The organism is Metabacillus rhizolycopersici (assembly GCF_020075705.1).
In genome coordinates this window covers 1-21954 of the sequence record NZ_JAIQUM010000035.1, presented here as the reverse complement: position 1 = coordinate 21954, position 21954 = coordinate 1, and the positions used below count along the sequence as shown (strand labels likewise).

The 21954-nt window shown below is 37.1% G+C and carries 22 protein-coding genes and 1 riboswitch; of the genes, 15 read left to right on the top strand and 7 right to left on the bottom strand.

What is annotated here, in order from left to right:
* Positions 1-116: 116 nt before the first annotated feature.
* Positions 117-1019 carry a GTP cyclohydrolase FolE2 gene (folE2, locus tag K9V48_RS15325; protein WP_224139913.1) on the bottom strand — a complete coding sequence of 301 codons (903 nt, stop codon included), beginning with the start codon at positions 1017-1019 and terminating at the stop codon, positions 117-119.
* 233 nt (positions 1020-1252) lie between these two features.
* Between folE2 and K9V48_RS15320 the strand changes: the two genes are divergently transcribed.
* Positions 1253-1693, top strand: coding sequence for a Dps family protein (locus K9V48_RS15320; RefSeq protein WP_224139912.1), 441 nt, complete (start codon positions 1253-1255; stop codon positions 1691-1693).
* Positions 1694-1753: 60 nt separating this feature from the next.
* Here the strand turns inward: K9V48_RS15320 and K9V48_RS15315 are convergent, their stop codons facing one another.
* On the bottom strand, positions 1754-1966 hold the full coding sequence (locus tag K9V48_RS15315) for a hypothetical protein (protein ID WP_224139911.1): 213 nt from the start codon (positions 1964-1966) through the stop codon (positions 1754-1756).
* A gap of 147 nt (positions 1967-2113) precedes the next feature.
* On the opposite strand from K9V48_RS15315, the gene K9V48_RS15310 reads away from it, so the two are divergent.
* On the top strand, positions 2114-2446 hold the full coding sequence (locus tag K9V48_RS15310) for a hydrolase (protein WP_224139910.1): 333 nt from the start codon (positions 2114-2116) through the stop codon (positions 2444-2446).
* A 67-nt stretch (positions 2447-2513) separates the two neighbouring features.
* Positions 2514-2987, top strand: a complete 474-nt coding sequence (gene ytkD, locus K9V48_RS15305) for an RNA deprotection pyrophosphohydrolase (RefSeq protein ID WP_224139909.1) — start codon at positions 2514-2516, stop codon at positions 2985-2987.
* A 50-nt stretch (positions 2988-3037) separates the two neighbouring features.
* Here ytkD and K9V48_RS15300 read toward each other — a convergent pair whose 3' ends face one another.
* Genes K9V48_RS15300 through K9V48_RS15290 form a run of 3 tightly spaced genes read right to left on the bottom strand, consistent with a single transcriptional unit; the run spans position 3038 to position 5612 of the window.
* Positions 3038-3853 carry an ABC transporter permease gene (locus K9V48_RS15300; protein ID WP_224139908.1) on the bottom strand — a complete coding sequence of 272 codons (816 nt, stop codon included), beginning with the start codon at positions 3851-3853 and terminating at the stop codon, positions 3038-3040.
* Positions 3840-4610, bottom strand: coding sequence for an ABC transporter ATP-binding protein (locus tag K9V48_RS15295; protein ID WP_224139907.1), 771 nt, complete (start codon positions 4608-4610; stop codon positions 3840-3842). The genes K9V48_RS15300 and K9V48_RS15295 overlap by 14 nt, the downstream gene beginning before the upstream one ends.
* A 12-nt stretch (positions 4611-4622) precedes the next feature.
* Positions 4623-5612: an ABC transporter substrate-binding protein gene (locus K9V48_RS15290; RefSeq protein ID WP_224139906.1), complete on the bottom strand. Its 990-nt coding sequence runs from the start codon at positions 5610-5612 to the stop codon at positions 4623-4625.
* A gap of 306 nt (positions 5613-5918) precedes the next feature.
* Between K9V48_RS15290 and K9V48_RS15285 the strand changes: the two genes are divergently transcribed.
* Both K9V48_RS15285 and K9V48_RS15280 read left to right on the top strand, forming a co-directional pair.
* Positions 5919-6698 carry an alpha/beta hydrolase family protein gene (locus tag K9V48_RS15285; RefSeq protein WP_224139905.1) on the top strand — a complete coding sequence of 260 codons (780 nt, stop codon included), beginning with the start codon at positions 5919-5921 and terminating at the stop codon, positions 6696-6698.
* 143 nt (positions 6699-6841) lie between these two features.
* Positions 6842-7084 (top strand): DUF2584 domain-containing protein, encoded by a 243-nt coding sequence (locus K9V48_RS15280; RefSeq protein ID WP_224139904.1) that lies wholly within the window; start codon positions 6842-6844, stop codon positions 7082-7084.
* Positions 7085-7299: 215 nt separating this feature from the next.
* Here the strand turns inward: K9V48_RS15280 and pckA are convergent, their stop codons facing one another.
* The gene (pckA, locus tag K9V48_RS15275; protein ID WP_224139903.1) at positions 7300-8886 is read right to left on the bottom strand and encodes a phosphoenolpyruvate carboxykinase (ATP); all 1587 of its coding nucleotides are present in this window, start codon (positions 8884-8886) and stop codon (positions 7300-7302) included.
* Positions 8887-9351: 465 nt separating this feature from the next.
* Positions 9352-9582, top strand: a riboswitch (SAM riboswitch).
* A 319-nt stretch (positions 9583-9901) separates the two neighbouring features.
* Between pckA and metK the strand changes: the two genes are divergently transcribed.
* The 8 genes from metK (at position 9902) to K9V48_RS15235 (ending at position 19548) form a co-directional block, all read left to right on the top strand.
* Positions 9902-11101, top strand: coding sequence for a methionine adenosyltransferase (gene metK / locus K9V48_RS15270; RefSeq protein ID WP_224139902.1), 1200 nt, complete (start codon positions 9902-9904; stop codon positions 11099-11101).
* Between the two features lie 178 nt (positions 11102-11279).
* On the top strand, positions 11280-12047 hold the full coding sequence (locus tag K9V48_RS15265) for a FixH family protein (protein ID WP_224139901.1): 768 nt from the start codon (positions 11280-11282) through the stop codon (positions 12045-12047).
* A gap of 176 nt (positions 12048-12223) precedes the next feature.
* Complete coding sequence (gene asnB / locus K9V48_RS15260) at positions 12224-14125, top strand: asparagine synthase (glutamine-hydrolyzing) (protein ID WP_224139900.1); 1902 nt, start codon at positions 12224-12226, stop codon at positions 14123-14125.
* A gap of 346 nt (positions 14126-14471) precedes the next feature.
* Positions 14472-15380, top strand: a complete 909-nt coding sequence (locus K9V48_RS15255) for a hypothetical protein (protein WP_224139899.1) — start codon at positions 14472-14474, stop codon at positions 15378-15380.
* A gap of 124 nt (positions 15381-15504) precedes the next feature.
* Positions 15505-16170, top strand: a complete 666-nt coding sequence (locus tag K9V48_RS15250) for a DUF4129 domain-containing protein (protein ID WP_224139898.1) — start codon at positions 15505-15507, stop codon at positions 16168-16170.
* A gap of 7 nt (positions 16171-16177) precedes the next feature.
* The gene (locus K9V48_RS15245; protein ID WP_224139897.1) at positions 16178-17347 is read left to right on the top strand and encodes a DUF4350 domain-containing protein; all 1170 of its coding nucleotides are present in this window, start codon (positions 16178-16180) and stop codon (positions 17345-17347) included.
* Positions 17310-18239, top strand: coding sequence for an AAA family ATPase (locus K9V48_RS15240; RefSeq protein WP_224139896.1), 930 nt, complete (start codon positions 17310-17312; stop codon positions 18237-18239). The genes K9V48_RS15245 and K9V48_RS15240 overlap by 38 nt, the downstream gene beginning before the upstream one ends.
* On the top strand, positions 18190-19548 hold the full coding sequence (locus tag K9V48_RS15235; RefSeq protein ID WP_224139895.1) for a DUF58 domain-containing protein: 1359 nt from the start codon (positions 18190-18192) through the stop codon (positions 19546-19548). Before K9V48_RS15240 ends, K9V48_RS15235 begins: the two co-directional genes overlap by 50 nt.
* 145 nt (positions 19549-19693) lie before the next feature.
* Here K9V48_RS15235 and K9V48_RS15230 read toward each other — a convergent pair whose 3' ends face one another.
* Positions 19694-20680, bottom strand: coding sequence for a stage II sporulation protein M (locus K9V48_RS15230; protein WP_224139894.1), 987 nt, complete (start codon positions 20678-20680; stop codon positions 19694-19696).
* Positions 20681-20809: 129 nt separating this feature from the next.
* Between K9V48_RS15230 and K9V48_RS15225 the strand changes: the two genes are divergently transcribed.
* On the top strand, positions 20810-21616 hold the full coding sequence (locus K9V48_RS15225) for an RDD family protein (protein WP_224139893.1): 807 nt from the start codon (positions 20810-20812) through the stop codon (positions 21614-21616).
* A 116-nt stretch (positions 21617-21732) separates the two neighbouring features.
* The coding region (locus K9V48_RS15220; protein ID WP_224139892.1) for a hypothetical protein at positions 21733-21954 on the top strand (222 nt) is incomplete at its 3' end.

Below are 21954 nucleotides of genomic sequence, written 5' to 3'. Positions count from 1 at the left end.
GATGTATAGGATTTTAAGACCGTTTTCTCGCTCAAGTTTGCAAACCACATAATGAGCACTGTCATTTTTCATGTGGGTCTTATTGCCAGAGGCTGAAATTGGCGTTTTCACTTTGCTTATTTCCGGAAGCTTAAACTAGCAATCGCGTCATGTAAATGAATAGATTCTTCGTTTCGGCATTCAACTGTAAATGCCTGAATAAAATCTAGTTCATATAAATCGGCTGCTACTAATCTTACCATGTCTTCAACAAATCGTGGATTTTCATATGCTGTCTCAGTAACCATTTTTTCATCAGGGCGTTTTAGAACCGGATGAATCATTGCACTAGCGTTTGTTTCTGCTGCTTCTAATAAAGCAACTTTCCAATCTTTATTTTCATGATAATCCTCTGTAAATTCAACATTCATTGTGACAAAACCACGCTGATTATGTGCACTATATTCGCTTATTTCTTTTGAACATGGGCAAAGGGTTGTCACACCGCACGTTAAGGAAGCGGAGCTTGTAAACCCGACACCGTCCACATATGAAACTGAAATCTTAGCGTCGGCGTGATTTAGGCCAATCAATTCTGAGCTTGGACCCTTCCGTTCGTAAAACCATGGGAAGGTTACTTCAATGCTCGCATCTTGCTGCTTTAGGCGCTCGGCTAATTCTTTTGTAAAGTCAAATAGGTTTTTAATTGTAAGGATAAATCCACCGTTTTGACGATATATTTCAAGTTGTTCCGTAAATCTACTCATATTTGTTCCTTTAGAATCATGAGAGATTTTACTCGTCATTTTAAAACTAGCAATGGTTGTTTGTTGTTTTGGATTCAAATCAGATTCAATAATAATTGGGTACTTTACGTTGCTAATACCCACTGCGTCTATTGAAAAAAGGAAGTCCCTTTTTGTGTTTTGTAAATCTGGCATTTGGGCTTTTTCAGTAGGTTTCAGCTTTAATCCTGGTTCGATGGAACCGAAAAGCTTGTGACGTTCCTTCTTCGGTGGTAATACAATCTTTCTTGTCATGATGATCCCCTCTCACTTACTCGATATTGAGAGTATACTTAAGTCTGTTAATAACTTCAATGAAAAAATCTTATAGAATGTTCCCGTATCCTCTCCTACTATCTCATTCTTAATGGGGAGCAAAACTACATTGAGAGAGCTCTCATTTTATCATGCAAAAATGTAGATTATATTGGAAGTTTTAGTACAAGCTAAAAGTGTAGATTAAATTTTAAAAAGTAGGAGGAATTTCAATGTCAGAAAAATTAATTAGCACGGTGAATAAACAGGTTGCCAACTGGACGGTCCTCTACGTAAAATTACATAATTATCACTGGTTTGTTAAGGGCGGGAATTTTTTCACATTACACGAAAAGTTTGAAGAGTTTTATAATGAAGCTGCGGTCCATATTGATGAATTAGCAGAACGTCTCTTAGCTTTAGATGGTGCACCAGTTGCGACAATGAAAGAATGCCTTGAGCTTTCATCGATTCAAGAAGCAGAGGGGTCTTTGACAGCTGAGCAAATGGTCCAAAGTGTCTACGATGATTTCGCTTTGCTAGTAAATGAATCAAAAGAAGGTATGGAGCTTGCTGCGGAGGTAGGCGATGAAACAACTGGTGATATGCTTTTAGCTATTCATCAAGGCCTCGAGAAACATAATTGGATGTTAAAATCATTCTTAGGAAAATGAATAATCAAATAGAAATTCGAACAGGTGGAAATCATCATGATTTCCACCTGTTTTTGTATCTCAACTTTCCTTTTCAGCGAGTTCCTCAGTCATTTTTTCTGTAATATAGGGGGAGATAAGCAAATGTAAATCGTGTTCAGACATGTGATTGATCCATGTAAGGATTTCTTGCTTATTTGTGTTACGTATCATCGATTGTACATAGGCATTAACATCTTCTTCATCTGCTCGGAATTTACTTATTTTCGGGTTGGTGAAAAATTCGTGATTCATCCTCATTTGACCTCCAATTGCGACTAAAAAAGAAGTTTTTTTTATTTTCGGCATTAAGTTATAAAATCATTCCTCTGCTTTACAAATTGAATAAATACAATGGCCCGAGTAAAAGATAAATAAAGAATGAAAGAAGGGGTTGTTATCATGGGGAATTCGAAGAAAACTTACTATATTTCAGTTGGTGATGGGCTGATTACGGAATTAAGTACTGTTTCTCCGTGGAATTTTAAAATTGAAGCAACAGATGAAGAAATAATTCAGCTTCGTCACTATTTTGATCAGGTTTATTCCTCAGATTGGAAAGGTTTTTATCGTGCACAATTGCCATTTATTGAATATCATTATGACAGTGAAAACGATGAGGTTGACAATGCGAACAAACGTATTTATGAAATGCTGTATGACCTTGGGGATGAGCAAACAAGAGAACATATTCGTACACAAAGATTAATGACAAAAATAGATGAACAAGAATAAACCTTATACAGAAAATTAACATTGTGATAAGATTTGAATAGAAAGTAAAAAATTGAGGGATTAGTTTATGTATCAGTTTATTGATTATTATCACAATGAAGTACAATTATCGTTTGAAGATCATCCTTTTTCAAAGGATCCAAAGCATGTTTGGGTAGTTTGTCGTTATCATGATAAATGGCTGTTAACACAGCATTCAGATCGTGGATACGAGTTTCCCGGAGGAAAAGTCGAAGAAAATGAAACAGCAAAAGAAGCAGCAATTAGAGAAGTGAAGGAAGAAACAGGCGGTAGGATTAAGACAATTGAATATATTGGTCAATACAAGGTAACGGGTAAAGAGAAGACGATTGTTAAAAATATTTATTACGCAACAATTAGTGAGCTAATTAAGCAGGAAACTTATTTTGAAACATTTGGTCCAATCTTAATGGAAGACATTCCAATCAGTGTGAAAAGAAATAAACAATATAGCTTTATCATGAAAGATGATGTCTTACAAAGAAGTCTTATAGAAATAAAAAAGAAATGGGCTATGTAAAGTAAGAGGTGACAACAGATTAGCCCTCAAGTTTCGAGGGATTGTCTTTGTCACCCTCTTTTCCCGCTATTAATAAAGCGTTTTTCTAAAAGTCCCACACCCTGGTACATAATAGTTGCAAAAAAGGCAATAATGAAAAGGCTTAATAGCACCAAAGTAAAATTAAATACTTGAAAGCCATAAATAATCATATAGCCTAAACCTCTGGCTGAAACAAGAAACTCTCCTACAATCACTCCTACCCATGACAATCCAACATTCACTTTCAAGGTTGAAACAATCGTCGGAAATGACGCTGGTAGTACTGCTTCATTAAATATTTGCAATTTAGAGGCGTCAAATGTGTTTAGAACTTTAATATAATTAGAATCTACCTCTTTAAACGAAGTGTACACGACTATTGTTGTAATGATCACAGAAATGATCGTCCCCATTGCAATAATTGATACAAAACCCGGTCCTAACGCAACGATCAGAATTGGACCTAGTGCTACTTTAGGCATTGCGTTTAAAACGACAAGATAAGGATCGATTATTTTTGAAAATCGTGCGGACCACCATAGTATAGCAGCAAGTAATACCCCAAGTAATGTACCCAAAATAAACCCTAGAATTGTCTCAAAAAGCGTAACCCCAATATGTGATAAAAGGGTGCCGTCATGTAGTTTTACAATAAATAGATTCCATATCTTTGATGGTGAGCTAAATAATAACGGATCAATCCATCCTCTCCGCTCTGCTATTTCCCATAATCCAAAAAAGCTAATAAAAATGAGAATTTGATAAAATCGTACCCATTTCTTTTCTATTTCAAGTCCACGCTTATAGTTTTTATGAAGGAGGTCAATCGTTTCATTCTGTTTCAAGCTGATCCAACTCCTTCCATATGATTTGAAATAGTGTTGAATACGATGGGTGCTGTCTAGCATTGAACGGTGTTAATTCTCTTAATTCCTTAGGTACTCGATATGTCCGGATGATCCTTCCTGGTTTTGAAGAAAATACAAAGATTCGATCACTCATGGCAATTGCTTCACCAATATCGTGAGTGACAAGTAAAGCCGTTTTTTTGTATTCCTTTAATGTGTGCACAACCAAGTCTTCGAGCCTCAGCTTTGTTTGATAGTCTAACGCTGAAAAAGGCTCATCAAGTAAAAGGATTTTCGGATTTGTAGCCAATGTACGAACTAATGCTGCTCTTTGCCTCATCCCGCCTGATAACTGACTTGGATATTGTTTTTCGACATTTTCGAGACCCATTTCTTGCAAAAGATCTAACGTGTTTTGTTTCATTTCTTTTGTTTGTTTGCCTATAATTTTTTGACCTAATGTAATGTTATCTTCAATTGTTTTCCAAGGGAAAAGATAATCCTGTTGTAGCATATAACCGATTATTGAATCAGGCTTTGTGATTATTTTATTACTAAGAGTTACAGTTCCTTCGACAGGCTTAATGAGCCCAGCTATAATTGACAATAGGGTTGTTTTTCCACAGCCACTTGGACCGAGAAAGGAGACAAATTCCCCTTCCTCGATCGAAAGGTGAACATTCTGTAGGGCGATGGTGGCTGTGTCTTTTGTGAAATAGATATGGTGAATATTCTCGACAGTTAATAATGACATGATGGTTCCTCCTTACTTCCCTGCCACATCCTCCGCAAAAGTGGTATTTACAAGAGTTTCATGATCAATCCGTTGTGGAAGCTCACCAGCTTCATCCATAATATTTTGAAGATTTTCCCATTCCTCAACATCTAAAATTGGATCAGTTGCGAAAGAGCCTTGTTCCTTGTAGCGTTCTACAACTGTTTCGATCAGTTTTAAGTCTGTATCGTTAAATTGAGGAGCAATTGATTCAGCAATCTCACGCGCACTTTTTTCATCAACCCATTGCTGTGCCTTATAAATTGCTGCAGTAAATTTTCTTGCTGTGCTTTCGTTCTCATTAAAAAAGCTTTCTTTGCTCATAAATGTTGTGTAAGGAACTTTACCAGATTCAGATCCAAAAGATGCAACAATATGACCTGTACCTTCCTGTTCAAAGATGCTTGCTGTTGGTTCAAATAATTGAACAAAATCACCAGTACCTGAAGCAAATGCACTTGGAATATTGGCGAAATCAATATTTTGCAGTAACTTAAGATCGGCATGTGGATCAATATCATGTTGTTTTAAGACAAATTCACCAACCATTTGTGGCATTCCACCTACACGTTGCCCTAAAAACGTACTGCCCTTTAATTGGTCCCATGTAAAATTATCAATTTTTTCGCGACTAACAAGGAATGTACCATCCGTTTGTGTGAGTTGGGCAAAGTTGATGACAGGGTCTCTAGAACCTTGTGACTGGACGTAAATAGATGTTTCAGAGCCTACTAACGCAATGTCGGCTCCGTCAGAAAGAAGGGTAGTCATCGCCTTATCTCCACCCCATGCAGTCGTCAATTCAACCGTAAGTCCCTCATCTTCAAAAAATCCCTCTTCTAGTGCGACATAGAAAGGTGCGTAAAAAATCGAGTGGGTAACTTCGGTAACTTTAATTTTTTCAGGTTGATTTTGGTTGCATGCTGCAAGTGGTAAAACAAGCAATAGTGAAAGGCAAAACAATAATAGCCATTTTTTCATGTTGCAAACCTCCTAGATGATAAGTATCTTAAATTTTTTCCGTTCCATGATGTTTCTGCTAGTGGTCGATAGGAGATAAAAAACAACGTCTTTGCTATTTGGACTAGCGATACATCAAGCTGTTCTAATAAAATAGATAAGAAAACGTATGATTTGTTTAAGGATGATTGGAGATACAGTGGGAACTTATGATAGGTTATGAAACTTCAAAAAATGTGTGAATGCCTATGATTCATTTAGTAACATTAAAATTTAGGGTATGTTAATAAAAGATGTAATTAAGACTGAAAGAGTGAGGAATGTACGATGAACGGCAAAATACTTAGTAAAGTAAAATATCCATCACCAAATCCAACTATTCAGCTTTGGGTTGTGACCTATATGTCAAATGGCTTAAAAGTAAAAGGCCTCTTAGCAGAGCCGATTGCAGCTGGAAGCTATGATGGTTTCCTCTATTTACGCGGTGGAATCAAGAACGTTGGGATGGTTAGAGTAGGAAGAATTGTTCAATTCGCCTCAGAAGGCTTTGTTGTTATGGCACCGTTTTATCGCGGGAATCAGGGTGGCGAAGGGAATGAAGACTTTGCAGGCGATGATCGTTACGATGCCATTTCCAGTATTGAATTATTAAAGCAGCATCCGAAAGTTGAACCTAATCGAGTCCATCTTTTTGGGTTTTCAAGAGGCGGTGTTATGGCGTTATTGGCTGGTATCCTATCTAAAGATGTATGCTCGATTGTCACTTGGGGTGGAGTATCTGATATGTTTTTAACCTATATCGAAAGAGAGGATCTCCGTAGAATGCTGAAAAGAGTGATTGGAGGTGCTCCGACAAAATACCCTGAACGATATGAGTGGCGAACACCACTGTACGAATTAGAGAAAATGCATGCTCCTGTATTAATTATACACGGTGTGAAGGATAAAAATGTCTCGATTGAGCATGCGTACAGGCTAGAAAAACGATTAAAGGAATTAAATAAACGGGTTGAAAGCTGGTACTTCAAGGAATTTACTCATTACTTTTCGCCTAAAGTTAATCGTGAGACGTTACATAGACTTTGTTTGTGGATGAAAAATCAATAAGCAGACTTTTAAATTAGTACGAAGGTGATATGATGAACTAGATAGGCTGTCTCACCGTCTAGAGGAAATGAAGTCTGACAAATGCGGCTTGAGAAAATCCATACTAATGGAAATTTATCTTATAAAAAATAGGAGGGATTCTAATGGGCATGCCGGTTGAATTTAATACGATGATTGTGACAAAAGGAAATGAACAACGAATCGAAGAAAATATGTTCCAGTTAACGAAGGAAGGGTACAGAATTTATCCAATTGACATTCCTATAGAGGTTAGAAAAACAATCGAAGGAGAAATTGTTGGTAAAGCGATAGTAGAAAAGCTCCAGCTCGCAGAAAATAAGACAGTTGTCACGTATCGCTTACTTGCGCTCAATTCGACAAATTAAAAGAAAACTAAGTAAAAGAACAAAAGTAAGCGCCTTGATCAGCCTCGGGCAAATAAGACGCTTTTGAATAGAAGGTGTTTTTGCCTTCAATTCAAAAGTGGCTTAGACCCAAGAGGGACCGAACGCTTACGCTGGATGCAGTGCGCTTATCCACAGTTATAGTACGCTAAACAATAAAGGCTGTATGCATATGCATACAGCCTTAAATAATTTCCTTATTTACTGATTGGTCCTCCAAATTTCTCAATTTCAGGAGAAACATGTGTGAACTTTTTGAAGTTGTTCTTGAACTTGGATGCCAGTTCGTTTGCTTTCACATTATAAGCTTCTTTTGAGTTCCAAGTAAGATGCGGTTTTAAAATATCATCAGGGACACCAGGAACGTGAATTGGAATGTTTAGTCCGAAAATTTCGTCCTTCAATGTTTCAATATAATCTAAATCTCCTTCAATTGCCGCTTGGACCATTGCTCTTGTATATTTCAATTTCATTCGATTTCCAACACCATACTCACCACCGGTCCAGCCGGTATTGACTAAAAATACTTGGACTCCATGTTCATCAATCTTTTGACCAAGCATATTCGCATATCGTGTTGCTTCTAAAGGTAAAAATGGTGAACCGAAGCATGTTGAAAAGGTTGCTTCAGGTGCTGTTATTCCACGTTCAGTTCCTGCGAGCTTACTAGTGTACCCGCTCAAAAAGTGATACATTGCTTGTTCTTTTGATAATTTACTGATTGGAGGGAGCACTCCAAATGCATCTGCAGTTAAAAATACAATCGTTTGCGGATGCCCTGCGATACTCGGTGTGATCACTTTATCGATTGCATCTAATGAATAGGCTGCACGTGTATTTTCAGTATAAAATGCATCATCATAATCAGCTTCACGTGTTTCGTCATCTACAACTACATTCTCTAAAACAGCACCATAGCGAATTGCGCTGAAGATTTGTGGCTCTTTTTCTTTAGATAAATTAATGCATTTTGCGTAGCAACCACCTTCTATGTTAAAGACACCAGAAGTAGACCACCCATGCTCGTCATCACCAATTAGCCGTCTATTTGGATCTGCTGATAACGTTGTTTTTCCTGTCCCTGATAATCCAAAAAATAAGGCAACATCGCCTTCAAATCCAACATTTGCAGAGCAATGCATAGGAAGAATATTGTTTTCTGGTAACAAAAAGTTCATAACTGAAAAAATTGATTTTTTCATTTCACCAGCATATTCAGTACCACCAATTAATATTGTTCTTTTCTCGAACGAAATAATAATGAATGTTTCGGAATTTGTGCCATCAATCTCTGGGTTTGCTTTAAAATTTGGTGCACTAAGAATGGTAAACGGTTGTTCATTTGAAATGGAGTCTTCACTTCCGTTAATGAAAAGCTGCCCCGCAAATAAATTATGCCACGCATACTCATTGATTACTTGTAGAGGTAATTGATAGCGTGGATCTGCTCCGGCAAATCCATCGAAAATATAAATGTCATCTCGTTCCTTCAGGTAAGAGATAACCTTAAGATAAAGTTTATTGAATGCTTCTTCTGAAATTGGTTGGTTAACACTTCCCCAATCAATTTTATTTTCAACAGATCGTTCTCTTACAATAAATTTGTCTTGCGGTGATCTACCAGTATAAGCACCTGTAGTTGCTCGAATGGCCCCAGTTGAAGTTAGAATCCCTTCTTTGCGCTCAAGCACCTCTTCCACAAGCTGAGCAACAGAAAGGTTATGTCTTACATTTTCCCCATTAATTAATTGTGTCAGTTCAGTTGTCATCGCAGTCATATTCATCCCCAATACCATCCTTTTCGATATGATAAACAAAAGGTTTTAATTAAATAATTAAATATTCTGACTTTGTTTTTAATAGTATAACACATTAATAAAAATAAAGCATACTAATTGTTAAAAAAATAAAAAAAGTTACATACTTTGTATGGATCATAGAAGTAATATTTATAATTTAATTCAAAAATGGGGAACAATAATGTGTAGGTTCGATAATATAAGTTTATTTAAGAAGAAAGAGAAAGGTTCTTTAATCGGGATGTTTATCCCGCATTATCTAAGCAGTAATATTCCCATCTCTAATCCTTTTAATGAATCGAAGAAGTGAAGGTGGAGGATAACTGCCGTATATATGTAGGTGATTTGCACTAGCCGTCAGATAAAAAAAAACCTAACTGATAGATGGCTATCGTTATTTTATCTTGACACCAATTTACGAGTACGCTATGATATTTCCTTGAACGGATTCTCTTATCCTGAGCTGGTGGAGGGACAGGCCCTATGAAACCCAGCAACCTGCTATCAAAGGAAAATGGCGACTACGTATGAATGATTGAGATACTATGATATAGCGGTTTTTTACCTAAGTAAAAACTACCTATTGATAGTCTCTATGTAAGATGCGCGTAATCTAAAGTGACATTTTCCGATGCAAAGGTGCTAACCTGATGCAAGGCGAAAGCCCTTGATCGATAAGAGCGAAAGGCGATGAACAATTACAAAACCTTTCCTCATTTAGGAAAGGTTTTTTTTGATAACAGAAAAGAGTATCTTCTCATTGGAGTTTTACCAGGACAAGCATGTGGTAAAGGTACATAAAAACTTCTGTTTACAAAACATGCCAACGTGATTATTTGTACGATCAGACTTCCTAATTCATGGATGATTGTATAAAAATCTTTAAACTTTCGTCGTAAGGACTTAGGCGGTAAGCCAGCTTTATCTTATAGGTAAACATACTTAGGGAAGAGTTCCGGATCAAAGAATGAACATAAATATGAGGAGGAAGATTTATACCATGACTAAAAAACGTCTTTTTACTTCTGAGTCTGTAACAGAAGGCCATCCAGATAAGATTTGTGACCAAATTTCAGATTCAATCCTTGATGCGATTATCGCAAAAGATCCAAATGCACGTGTGGCGTGTGAAACGTCTGTTACGACAGGGTTAGTACTTGTTGCAGGAGAAATTACAACAAGCACGTATGTTGATATTCCAAAAATCGTTCGTGAAACAATAAAAGGAATCGGTTATACACGTGCTAAATATGGTTTTGATGCGGAAACTTGTGCGGTTCTAACTGCGATTGATGAGCAATCAGCTGACATTGCAATGGGTGTTGACCAAGCGCTAGAAGCTCGAGAAGGTCAAATGTCAGACGAAGAAATCGAAGCAATTGGTGCAGGTGACCAAGGATTGATGTTCGGATTTGCTTGTAATGAAACGAAGGAATTAATGCCACTTCCAATTTCACTAGCACATAAACTCTCACGCCGTTTAACAGAAGTTCGTAAAGAAGAAATTCTTCCTTACTTACGCCCTGACGGTAAAACACAAGTAACAGTTGAGTATGATGAAAACAACAAACCAGTTCGTATTGATACAATCGTTATTTCGACTCAACATCACCCAGAAATTACGTTAGAACAAATCCAACGTAATTTAAAAGAGCATGTTATTAACCCAGTTGTACCTGCGGACTTAATCGATGAAAATACAAAATATTTCATTAACCCAACAGGCCGTTTCGTTATTGGAGGACCTCAAGGTGATGCAGGTTTAACAGGACGTAAAATTATCGTTGATACGTACGGCGGTTACGCACGCCACGGTGGTGGAGCATTCTCTGGTAAGGATGCAACAAAGGTTGACCGTTCTGCTGCATATGCTGCACGCTATGTTGCGAAAAACATCGTAGCTTCTGGATTAGCTGACAAATGTGAAGTTCAATTAGCATATGCAATCGGAGTTGCACAGCCTGTATCGATTTCAGTTGATACATTTGGAACAGGTAAAGTATCTGAAGATGTATTAGTTGAAGTTGTACGTAACAATTTTGATCTTCGTCCAGCAGGAATTATAAAAATGCTTGATTTAAGACGCCCAATTTACAAACAAACAGCTGCATACGGACACTTTGGCCGTAGTGATCTTGATCTTTCTTGGGAAAGAACTGACAAAGCTGACGTGTTAAGCAAAGAAGCGTTAAATAAATAATAATAGTAGAAAAAGGTCTGATGCCTCAATTAAAGCATCAGGCCTTTTAATATTCTCTTTGATTTCTTAGAAAGGTGAACTAATAATGAAAAATAAGGTAAAAATGGGATAAATACTACAGAAAATCCTTATTTTATGTTATATCTTATAGTGGGTGAATAATTGGAGGCCGAATGTAATGAAAAATAAGATGGTAGCGTATTCGTTTTTGATTTTTATGTTCATATTAAGTGGTTGTCAAGAATCAAATAATCAGATAGGCCCTCAAACGACTGAAGAAGAGGTTAAAGCACCACGAGTGGAAATTATGGCAGAGGATCATGTGAATAAAAATGAGGATGTACAAATAGCTGCACACGTTTATTATGGTGAAGAATTAGTAGATGATGCAGAAGTCACGTTCGAGATTAAATTAGGAGAAGAGTCAGAAGAAGTTGAAGCAAAGCTAGTTGATACAGGGACATATAAAATTGATTATTCTTTTAAGGAAGATGGGACGTATCAGGTAATCGCTCATACAGATGTAAAAAGCTATCATACGATGCCGAAAATGGAGATTCTGGTAGGAGAAGCTGATTCGGGAGCAACGGTTAGAGAAGAGCATGACGGTGAACACGGGCATGCAAACCATGCAGAAGGAGATCATCATTCATCTAGTGTAAACATTACATTAGGCGAATTAACAGGAATTCAAGCGAAAACGAAAGTACAGCTAACAGCAACTGTCCAAGAAAACAATCAACCATTCTCACAAGCAATGGTCCGCTTTGAAATTTGGAAGGATGGAGAAGAGCATCATCATTACATAGATGCAGCGGAATCTACCGCAAAAGGAACATACATATCTGATTATCAGTTTGAAGAAGAGGGTATGTATAAAATAGTTGTTCACGTTGAAAGAGAAGAGGTTCATGACCATATTGAAACTTCGATTGACGTTCAATAAGGGGCCTGGGCTCTTCTTTTTTGTTATAGGATACGATAAACCAAATAGTTTGCAACAATTTCGACGTGAGCAACGTCTCATAAGCAATAGATTGTTTAAGTGTTTTTAAAAACAAATACTTATATAGAAAAATACTACTTTGAACAGGTTATTTATTAAAGGGTGGAGATGTAATTATGTGTGGTTTTATAGCAGGTCTATTTCATGAGGAAACAGTAGTAACTCCCGAAAGAATGGAATTATTTAAGAAAGCAAACGGTGAAATTGTTCATCGGGGGCCAGATGATGAAGGATATTTTCATGATCAACATATGTCGATGGCGTTTCGAAGATTGAGTATTATTGATAAAGAAAACGGACATCAACCATATAGCTATGCGAATGGTCGCTATATGATTACTTTTAATGGAGAAATATATAATCATATAGAATTGCGTGAAACACTAAAATCATTCGGGATTACATGTGAGACAAGTAGTGATACAGAAGTATTAGTTGCTTTATATGCTGCGATTGGCAAGGATGTTGTTTATAAAATTAGAGGAATGTTTTCTTTTCTAATATGGGATACAATCGAAAAAACATTATTTGGTGCTCGTGATCATTTTGGAATAAAGCCTTTTTATTATGCAGATCGGCAAGATGGAATCTTTTTTGCATCAGAAAAAAAATCCCTTCTGCCGTTTATTCATCACATACAAATTGACAAAGATTCCCTACAGCACTATTTAGCATTTCAATATGTACCTGAACCAAAAACGATGGATACAATCGTTCGAAAAGTTCCGCCAGGTAGTTATTTCATAAAAAAGGCAGAAGAGGAAACATGTACATTCATTCCTTATTGGAAATCAGAATTTCGCCCGAGTAGCTCGACTAATGAAGAGCAGGAGATGAAGAATATCCGCGAAGCATTATCGGAGTCGGTCGAAAAGCATATGAGAAGTGATGTTCCAGTCGGTGCCTTTTTATCAGGAGGAATTGATTCTACGATTATCGTATCGCTTGCGAGTCAATTATCTCCAACACTTAAAACATTTTCAGTTGGATTTGAGGATGAAAATTACAGTGAAGTGGATGTTGCGGAGAAAACAGCTTCTATGCTTGGTACGAACCATCATAGCTATTTGATTAAACCAGAAGAGTTTATAAATGAACTCCCAAAAATTATTTGGCATTTAGACGATCCTGTTGCAGACCCTGCTGCTGTGCCGTTATATTTTGTTGCACGTGAAGCTAGGAAGCAAGTAACAGTTGTCCTATCAGGTGAGGGATCAGATGAACTTTTTGCTGGATATAATATTTACAAAGAGCCAGATGATTTGGCGGTGTGGAAATATATTCCTCATGCGATGAAGAAAATACTTCTCTCTTCATCTAGGAAACTACCAGAGGGTATGAAAGGTAAAAGCTTCATCTATCGAGGATGTACAAAGTTAGAAAATCGTTATATTGGTAATGCGCATATATTTAAAGATCCAGAACTATCAAAGGTTTTAGCATATCCTTATGACACTAGCTTTAAAACGATTACAGATCAGATTTACCAACAAGTCAATCATTTAGATGATGTCTCAAAAATGCAGACGATTGACATGAATACGTGGCTAAAGGGAGATATTTTGACGAAGGCAGATCGAATGACGATGGCTCATTCACTTGAGTTACGAGTGCCATTCCTTGATAAAGAAGTGTTTAAGGTAGCAGCTTCTCTTCCTGCTTCAAGTAAAATTCAAAATGGAGTTACAAAGGCACTGCTTAGGAAAGCTTTTAAAGATATTATTCCATCCCATGTCGTGAATCGAAAAAAATTGGGCTTCCCAGTTCCAATTCGGATTTGGTTAAAACATGAACTCTATGATTGGACAGTCTCATTAATAGAAAATAGTCATACAGAAAATTTACTGAATAAAGCCTATGCGAAGCACCTCTTAGATGAACACGCATTAGGTAAACATGATTATAGTCGTAAACTATGGACAATCATTACCTTTATGCTATGGCATAAACAATTTGTAGAAAATGGTTCCTCTAAAAAAAGTGGAGAACAGGGAAAACTGCTATCTACCATCTATTAAGAAAGCACCGAATTTGAAAAAAAGTATTGGACAGGCATTAGATATTACTAAGTTCATAAAGTTAGAGGGAGGGGTTAGCTCAATGGCTAACCTCCTTTTTTGTCGTTTAGCAATCGTTGGAGGATTTAGCTTAACGCCTCTCGCTAAAAAGATCCTTACCATGGCGAAAACAATCGCTGAGTGACATATTCATCTAATTTAAGCACAGGCGTACACCTTTCTGAGCAAGTCATTTGTATGAATACGCATTGTAAATATTTACAATTTTTCGTTTGGAACATACCAAAATAATGATAAAATAGTTCATGTTGACAATTATAAATTATTTTAGGGGAGGAATATGGAAGTGAATGTACAGTTTAATAAACCAAAGGGATTTGGAGAAATTCTTGATTATACTTTTCGGTTAAGTAAAAACCGCTTTTCAGACTTTTTTTTGATTTTTTTATTTTTAATCGGACCGCTTTATCTCTTAGAAGCTATTATCTTACTTATATCAGGAACGAGTTTTTTTAGAGAAACAGGAACGGGAGGGGTATGGTATGAGGAAATAATCTCTCGTCTTGAAACGACAGCTTATACAGGTTCGAGTAACATAGGTATTGATATTGGTTACATAATTATTATATTTGCTAGTCTTGTATTACTGCCCGTAGCTCAAGCGGCAATTTTACTTGCAGTCAACCATATTAGAAATAACGAAGAATATACAATTGGTTCTGTTATCAAAAAAGCATTTACAAGATTTTGGCCGTTGTTTGGTAGTACCATCTTGTTTTGTCTAATCGTATTTGGGATCATACTCATACCAGCAATCATTGGGTTCCTAGTCGGGATTATTGGATTTGAAAGCAATCCGATTCTGAGTATTTTGTTGGGCGTAATATTATTTCTGGGATTTGCAGTTGGCTTCGTCTATTTAATGACCCGTTGGAGCTTCTATTTTGGCTCTGTTACTCTTAAAGAAGGGACACCAGGTTTCTTAAGAAGCTGGAGGCTAACACGTAAACGGACATGGGTCATAATTGGACTTTATATTATTTTTACACTCATTATTAGTAGTATAAGTGGTGCGATTGAACTATCGTTTACAATGTTTTTAGGATCTAGTGTGTTAGTAACAATGATTGTGAATCTTGTTACTTTATTAACAACGATGATTTTCTCTGTAGGTTATGCGGTGATGTATTTTGACTTGAAAATAAGACATGATGCAGATGATTTAAAAGATATGATTGAAGACTATACTCTATAAATCTAGCAATGTATCAGATGCTTCAATCGATCATAGAAAAAAAAGATGAATTGACTTCGCACATGAAAACTATGTTGACCTCTGACTCTTCACTGGGTGACAAGTGCGAATGAGGAGGAGTTGTATGTTAAATGAGGACCGGGCAAGAGGAGAGCTCGAGGAAATACTAAATGGTAGAGAATACAAGGCTTACCAAGAAGAATCAAAAGGTTTGATTCAGACATGGTGGGAGCAGCTAGAAGAATGGTTTGCTAACTTGCTAGATCAGTTGTTTCCTACCATTGAAATTTCAAGGGATTTCTCAGGGACAGTCTTATTCATCATCATTGCCGTTACGTTGATCCTATTGCTCCTGCTCACTTTTTTTCTTATTCGTAATTACAAACGAAAGAAACCGTTACATCACAATAAACCACTTCAAACAATGAACGAAATGCATTGGACGTACGACATGCATCTGACTGAAGCAACGAATCGTGAAACGATGAAGGAGTACACACTAGCAACACGCCATATGTTTTTAGCGTTACTCCTTTATTTTCATGAAAAGGAATGGTTGACCGCACGGATTTGGAAGACGAACTGGGAGTATTATGACGAGCTCAAAAAAGTAAATCAACAATGGGCAAATCAATTTTATGGTCTAGCGCTTATTTTTGATGAAGTGACATATGGTGAACGAATAGTCCAACAAGAGGAATACATTCAGTTCAAAAACGATGCAATGAAATGGTTAAGCTACGAACAGAATCTCGAAGCACGCAAAAAAGTAAAGGGAAAGGAGGAATAAATACGTTGTGCAGAAATTAACATTTTTTAAAGGGAAATGGACGTGGCTTCTCATCGTTATGCTCATCATTATGGTAAGCAGTTATTTCGCAGAAGTTGGGCAGCCAAAGAAGTACCCTGATTATGTATCGTATTCTCCTTTCCCTACAGGTGTAAAAGCATTTTATTCGTATTTAGAGAAAGAAATGGATTCCGTTAACAAATGGACACAACCACCAAATCTATTGCCAGCTAGTGACAAAAATCAATTAGTAGTCATGGTAGAGCCATCCGTCACTCCAAATTCCGATGAAATAGCGGAGTATATCACTTTTATGGAAGCGGGTAATACGATCCTTTTACTAAAAGAAAATCCTAGAGGTTTGTTTGATTTACGTATTATGTTTAATGATGAGTTTTCAGTACCACTTACACTAGCTGACAAAAATGGAAGGCAATACAATTCTGAACTAGAATCTGTTGTGTTTTTTGAAACAGATGTTCAGGATGAAATCTTATTACATAGCGAAAATGGGCATCCTGTTGCATTAAAACGAGCTTATGGGAAGGGACAATTAATTGTTGCAAACACACCAGGATGGATGACAAATGGAAATATTCTAGAGGCTGATCATCTCCCGATCCTCTTGACTCTTATTAAAGAAGTAAATCCAGAAACTGTTTTCTTTAATGAGTATGTTCATGGACAGCAGGATGCAACTTCGATGGTAAATGTATATCCAAAGTGGTTTTCCCTCGTATTGATTCAAGGTGCAATACTCACATGTTTGTTCCTTTGGTATCAAGGAAAAAGATTCGGAATGATCGTTATTCCAAGAGAAGATACCGTACGTTTTAGTGATGAAAGAATTAAGGCATTAGCTGCTTGGTATATAAGAAGCCGTCGTTTTCAAGATTCCCTTCATATTCAAGCTGATTATGTCAAACTACTTTTACAGGAGCGGTGGGGAATTTCATATAGTAAGGAATGGATAGATATTGAGAGGTACCTTTTAGAAAAGTTGAAGGGCATGCCTGAGGCTGAGATTCGTTCTTTCCTCGAAGGTCTATCCAAGATACTGAAAGAAGAGAGACTAACCAAGCAAGAATATTTAACCTGGTCAAAAAAATTAGATCAACTTAGGAAAGAGGTGGAGGATAATGAACGCACAATTGGCATCCCTACTAGAGAAATATGAACAACGAATAATCGGACAAACGATAAATCTTAAACTGCTATTATCTTCAATTTTAGCAGGAGGACATGTTTTGTTAGAAGGAGTCCCGGGGACAGGGAAAACTCAGATGGTAAAATCTCTTGCTAATCTAGTAGGAGGAACCTTTACGAGGATCCAGTTTACGCCTGATTTGTTACCAAGTGATATTACGGGAAGTACAATTTTCAACATGAAGGATGGTACATTTCAAACGCTAAAAGGGCCGATTTTTACAAATATTTTACTGGCAGATGAAATAAACCGTACACCAGCAAAGACTCAAGCAGCACTTTTAGAGGCAATGGAAGAACAGCAAGTCACGATTCAAGGAGAAACCTATCAATTATCTGATATCTTTTTTGTGGTAGCTACCCAAAACCCAATTGAATTCGAGGGCACATATCCATTACCAGAAGCCCAGCAGGATCGTTTTTTATTTAAGCTAACAATTGATTTCCCTTCTTTTGAAGAAGAGAAAGATGTGTTGAAACAAGTTCTTGAAAACAGTTATGATGAACGAACTGTGACACCAGTGTTAGATCTTGAAACCTTTATAGCTGTCAAAAAAGAGATTGAGCAAGTTACTATAGGAGATAATGTCCTAGACTATATGATGAAACTTGTTCGAAAGACGAGGGAAACAGATGCTATTCGTGTTGGTGCGAGTACTCGTGCAGGGATATCGATCGGGAAAGCAGGGAAAGCTTGGGCGTATTTATCTGGCCGGGATTATGTGACACCTGATGATATAAAAATGGTCGCGAAACCTGGATTAAGGCATCGTATTCAATTATCCCCACATATAGAATTGGAGGGAGCAACCGTTGACCAGATCATTGAAGAGCTTGTGGGGGCGATTCCTGTTCCAAGATAGAGGGGTTTTACCAACAAAACGCTTACTTTGGATTTTTGTTTTCGTGTCAATCGTTCTTTTAATCAGGACTGTCTGGGATATTTCCTGGACCTTTATCATCATTGTAAACAGTGTTGTCTTGTTAGTGAGTTTACTAGATTTACGGAAATCCCCAAATAAGCATCAGCTGAGTTTTAAACGGAAAATTCAAAGTGAAATGGAAAGAGGACTTTCGTACCCTGTTCAGATTGAAATAAGAAACTCATCACGGCATTCGCTAAGTTTTCGTTTTATTGACGGAATTTCCCAATCATTCCATAACCACTTTCCTTTTCATGGTGAAATGCAAAAGGAAGAAACGATCGTCGCTACATACGAAACCACTGCCGAAATAAGAGGGAGGTATGAGATTCATAACCTTTATTTTCGCTATAAAAGTGTTTTAGGTTTATGGGAAAAGCAAGTAACGGCTGTGCTGCATGATGAGGTAAAAGTGATTCCAGATCTAACAGTGACGAGGAATTATTTAGAAAATGCACAGAAATTTTTATTATATGATGGATTAAAAATTAGAAAGCATCAAAGTGGTGGCGGAGAGTTTACGAAGATTAGAAGTTTTGTTGTCGGGGATGATCCTCGTAAGATTAACTGGCGTCAAACAGCTAAGCTCCAACAGGTCATGACGAATGAATATGAACCAGAGCATGGGAAATATATAACAATTTTAATTGACTGTGGAAGAATGATGGGAGCGGAGCTGACTAAAGGGAATAGGTTGGAGCATGTATTAGAGGCGGCGTTAACGGTTGCGGCAGCTGCTCTACCAAAAGGCGATTATGTATCTGTTTTAGCTTTTTCAAGGGATGTAAAAGCGTATGTACCACCGGCTAAGGAAATGGCTCATCTGCAAACAATACTCCAAGCGATTTACAACTTGAAGGTCGATCCAGCCGAATCAAATTATGCTGCTGTTTTCACCTATTTACAAACGGTGCAAAAGAAACGAAGCCTTATCTTATTATTTAGCGATGTCCGAACATTTCTTCATGAAGAGAGTGCGCTAACGTATTTAAAGCGACTCAGACAGCGCCATTTATTTTTAATGATTGGAATTGAAGATGAGCTGCTACGAAGAAAAATAAAAGAGAAGCCTGTTGATATACAAAACACAATGATGAAAAGCATAGCCCAGCAACAAATGTTAATAAAAAAACGAGAAAAAACAAAATGGGAAAGCCAGGGCCTCCAGATGATAGAAGCCCGTGAAGAGAAACTTGCTATTACAGTTGTTTCTCATTATATCGATGTTATGAATCGAGGGCTCCTGTAGTCTCTCTTCGTCGTTTAGGAAATGATAAAATTCTTGAACTGTGGATAAGCGCACGACAGCAAGCGTAAGCGCCTAGCCCCTCTTGGGTCATAAGCCAATCAGGAATAGAAGGTGAAAAACACCTTCTATTCCTGATCGTCTTATGCTATGCCTGAGGCTGATCAAGGCGCTTGCGCTTTTGTTCCTTCAATAACAGCTTTCCAATAACGATGTAAAGAAGTAAGCCAATAACGGTTAAGAATGCAACAATATATTTAGCTTCAAGTGAAATGGAGGCAGGTGTAATAAAGCCTTCAATAATACCTGCGATCACAAATAATGGGACAGTACCAAGGAATAATTGGACAGATCGCTTTGCTTGTTGCTTTAATTGAAATCCTCTTGAATACGGACCTGGAACAAAGAGCTTATAGCCCATTAACAACCCGGCGCCACCTGCAATGAAAATGGCTGTAAGCTCAATCATTCCATGAGGAACGATATATGCCCAAAATTCATAGGCCATATCATGTTGCCAAAATAAAGCGGCTAGTGCACCAATAATGATGCCATTATAAATTAATAAATAAACGGTTACCAGTCCAAATGTAACGCCACCAGCAAATGCTAAAATTGCAACTTGAATATTATTTGTCATAATTGTTGCTGACATCAGCGGCGAATCAACTGCACCATCGCCTGTTCCGAGTTGCTCTGGATTAATTCCCCCGGCAATATCAGCAGGTAGAATCGAATAGAGATGAAGAGAATCATTGATTATCGCAAAATAGCTACCTAATGCACCAACAGTAAAAAGGATCAAAGCGATTAGTACAAACTTCCATTGCTCTAAAAATAAGCCGATAAATGTGCTGCTGAAAAAGTGCTGAAGTTGTTTTAGGCTTGAAACTTGATCTTTATACAAAAGATTATGTGCTTTTGAAACAAGCCCATTTAAGTATGAGGTGACATCCTCTTTTGGAAAATACGTTTGGCTGTAAGAAAGATGTTGAGCCGTTTTTTGATAGAGGCGGTCAAATTGATCAATATCTCCCCCCGACATAGAATGTCTTTTTTTATGTAAGGAGGTTATCAATTGTTCAAGCTGTTTCCACTCTTCACGATGCTGCTTTACAAATTGCTTTACATTCATTATGACACCTGCTTATCGATGATATATCTACTAAATTTTGAAGTAATTACTTTCACTCTTTATTATAGTAATTTCAAAGAAAAATAGAAATACCTACAGGAAAAATTAACCATGAAATGAGTGACCTAGATGAATCAAGAACAAGTCGATATTAAAACACCTGAATTTGTTTCTCTTCAGTTTCAGTCAGCAGGACTAGGAAGTAGGACCGCCGCCTTTATCATTGATCAACTCATTTTAATGACAGTGAATGTAATCATCATCATTGGCTTAGGTTTGGTCTTATATGGTTTTGACGACCTATTTTATCTAGCTGATGAATTCATGTCATACCCAATTGCAATCACATTAATTGTTCTGTTTTTATTAAATTGGGGCTATTTTTTTGTACTTGAATATTTCTCTGGTGGGAAAACGATTGGGAAGCGCGTGGTTGGGATAAGAGTTATTCAGGAAAATGGACACAGTTTGACGATTTTATCCAGTTTTATTCGAAATTTAGTAAGGATTATCGATTCTTTACCAGCAAATTATTTAGTAGGGATGTTAATGATCTTTTTCCATCCTAAAAATAAAAGAATCGGAGATCTAGTGGCAGGGACAATTGTCGTTCATGAAAGAAAAACAAAGAAAAAAAGTAGGCTATCTGCTATTGAGAAGGAAATTGAACGGAGAGGGCTTTCTAAAGATGATGTAGAAATTGAAGAATGGGCATTTAGATCGTTAGGTGCAAAAGAATGGAACTTAGTCAAAACGTATAGCCATCGACTACTTCAGCTTCCTAAAGATGAGAGGGTGCAATTAACTAATAAAATGGCGGAAATTTTGTTACCGAAAATTGGAATTGAAATCGAAGGGAAAGAGGCTTCTGAATTAGAAAATGCACTCTTAACTCTTTATTTATTCCTAAAAGAAGAATGGGAGTTTGAGTTATAACTGGTAGAAAAACTTTCGCGGATTAACAGGTGTTGCTTTGAAAAAAAGTTTAATCAAAAATACCTCGAAAACCCATATTTTACGATAGATAAAAAGAATCCATTTTGGAAAAATGATTGATCAAAATGAATTCTTATCCAGTAGATTTAAGTTTGGGTTTTATAAAAAAGGTTGATCATTTTCTACCTGCGTTGCTCTACAATCGCGCTCTTTCGTATTATAAGGTCAGCCAGAAAATATTTCTGGTTGACCATTTTTTATATCGATATATGATAACGGTAGCCGGGGTAGAACGTTCGCGCCCTTGGGACTCGATCCCGTCCATTAAACAGTTCGCC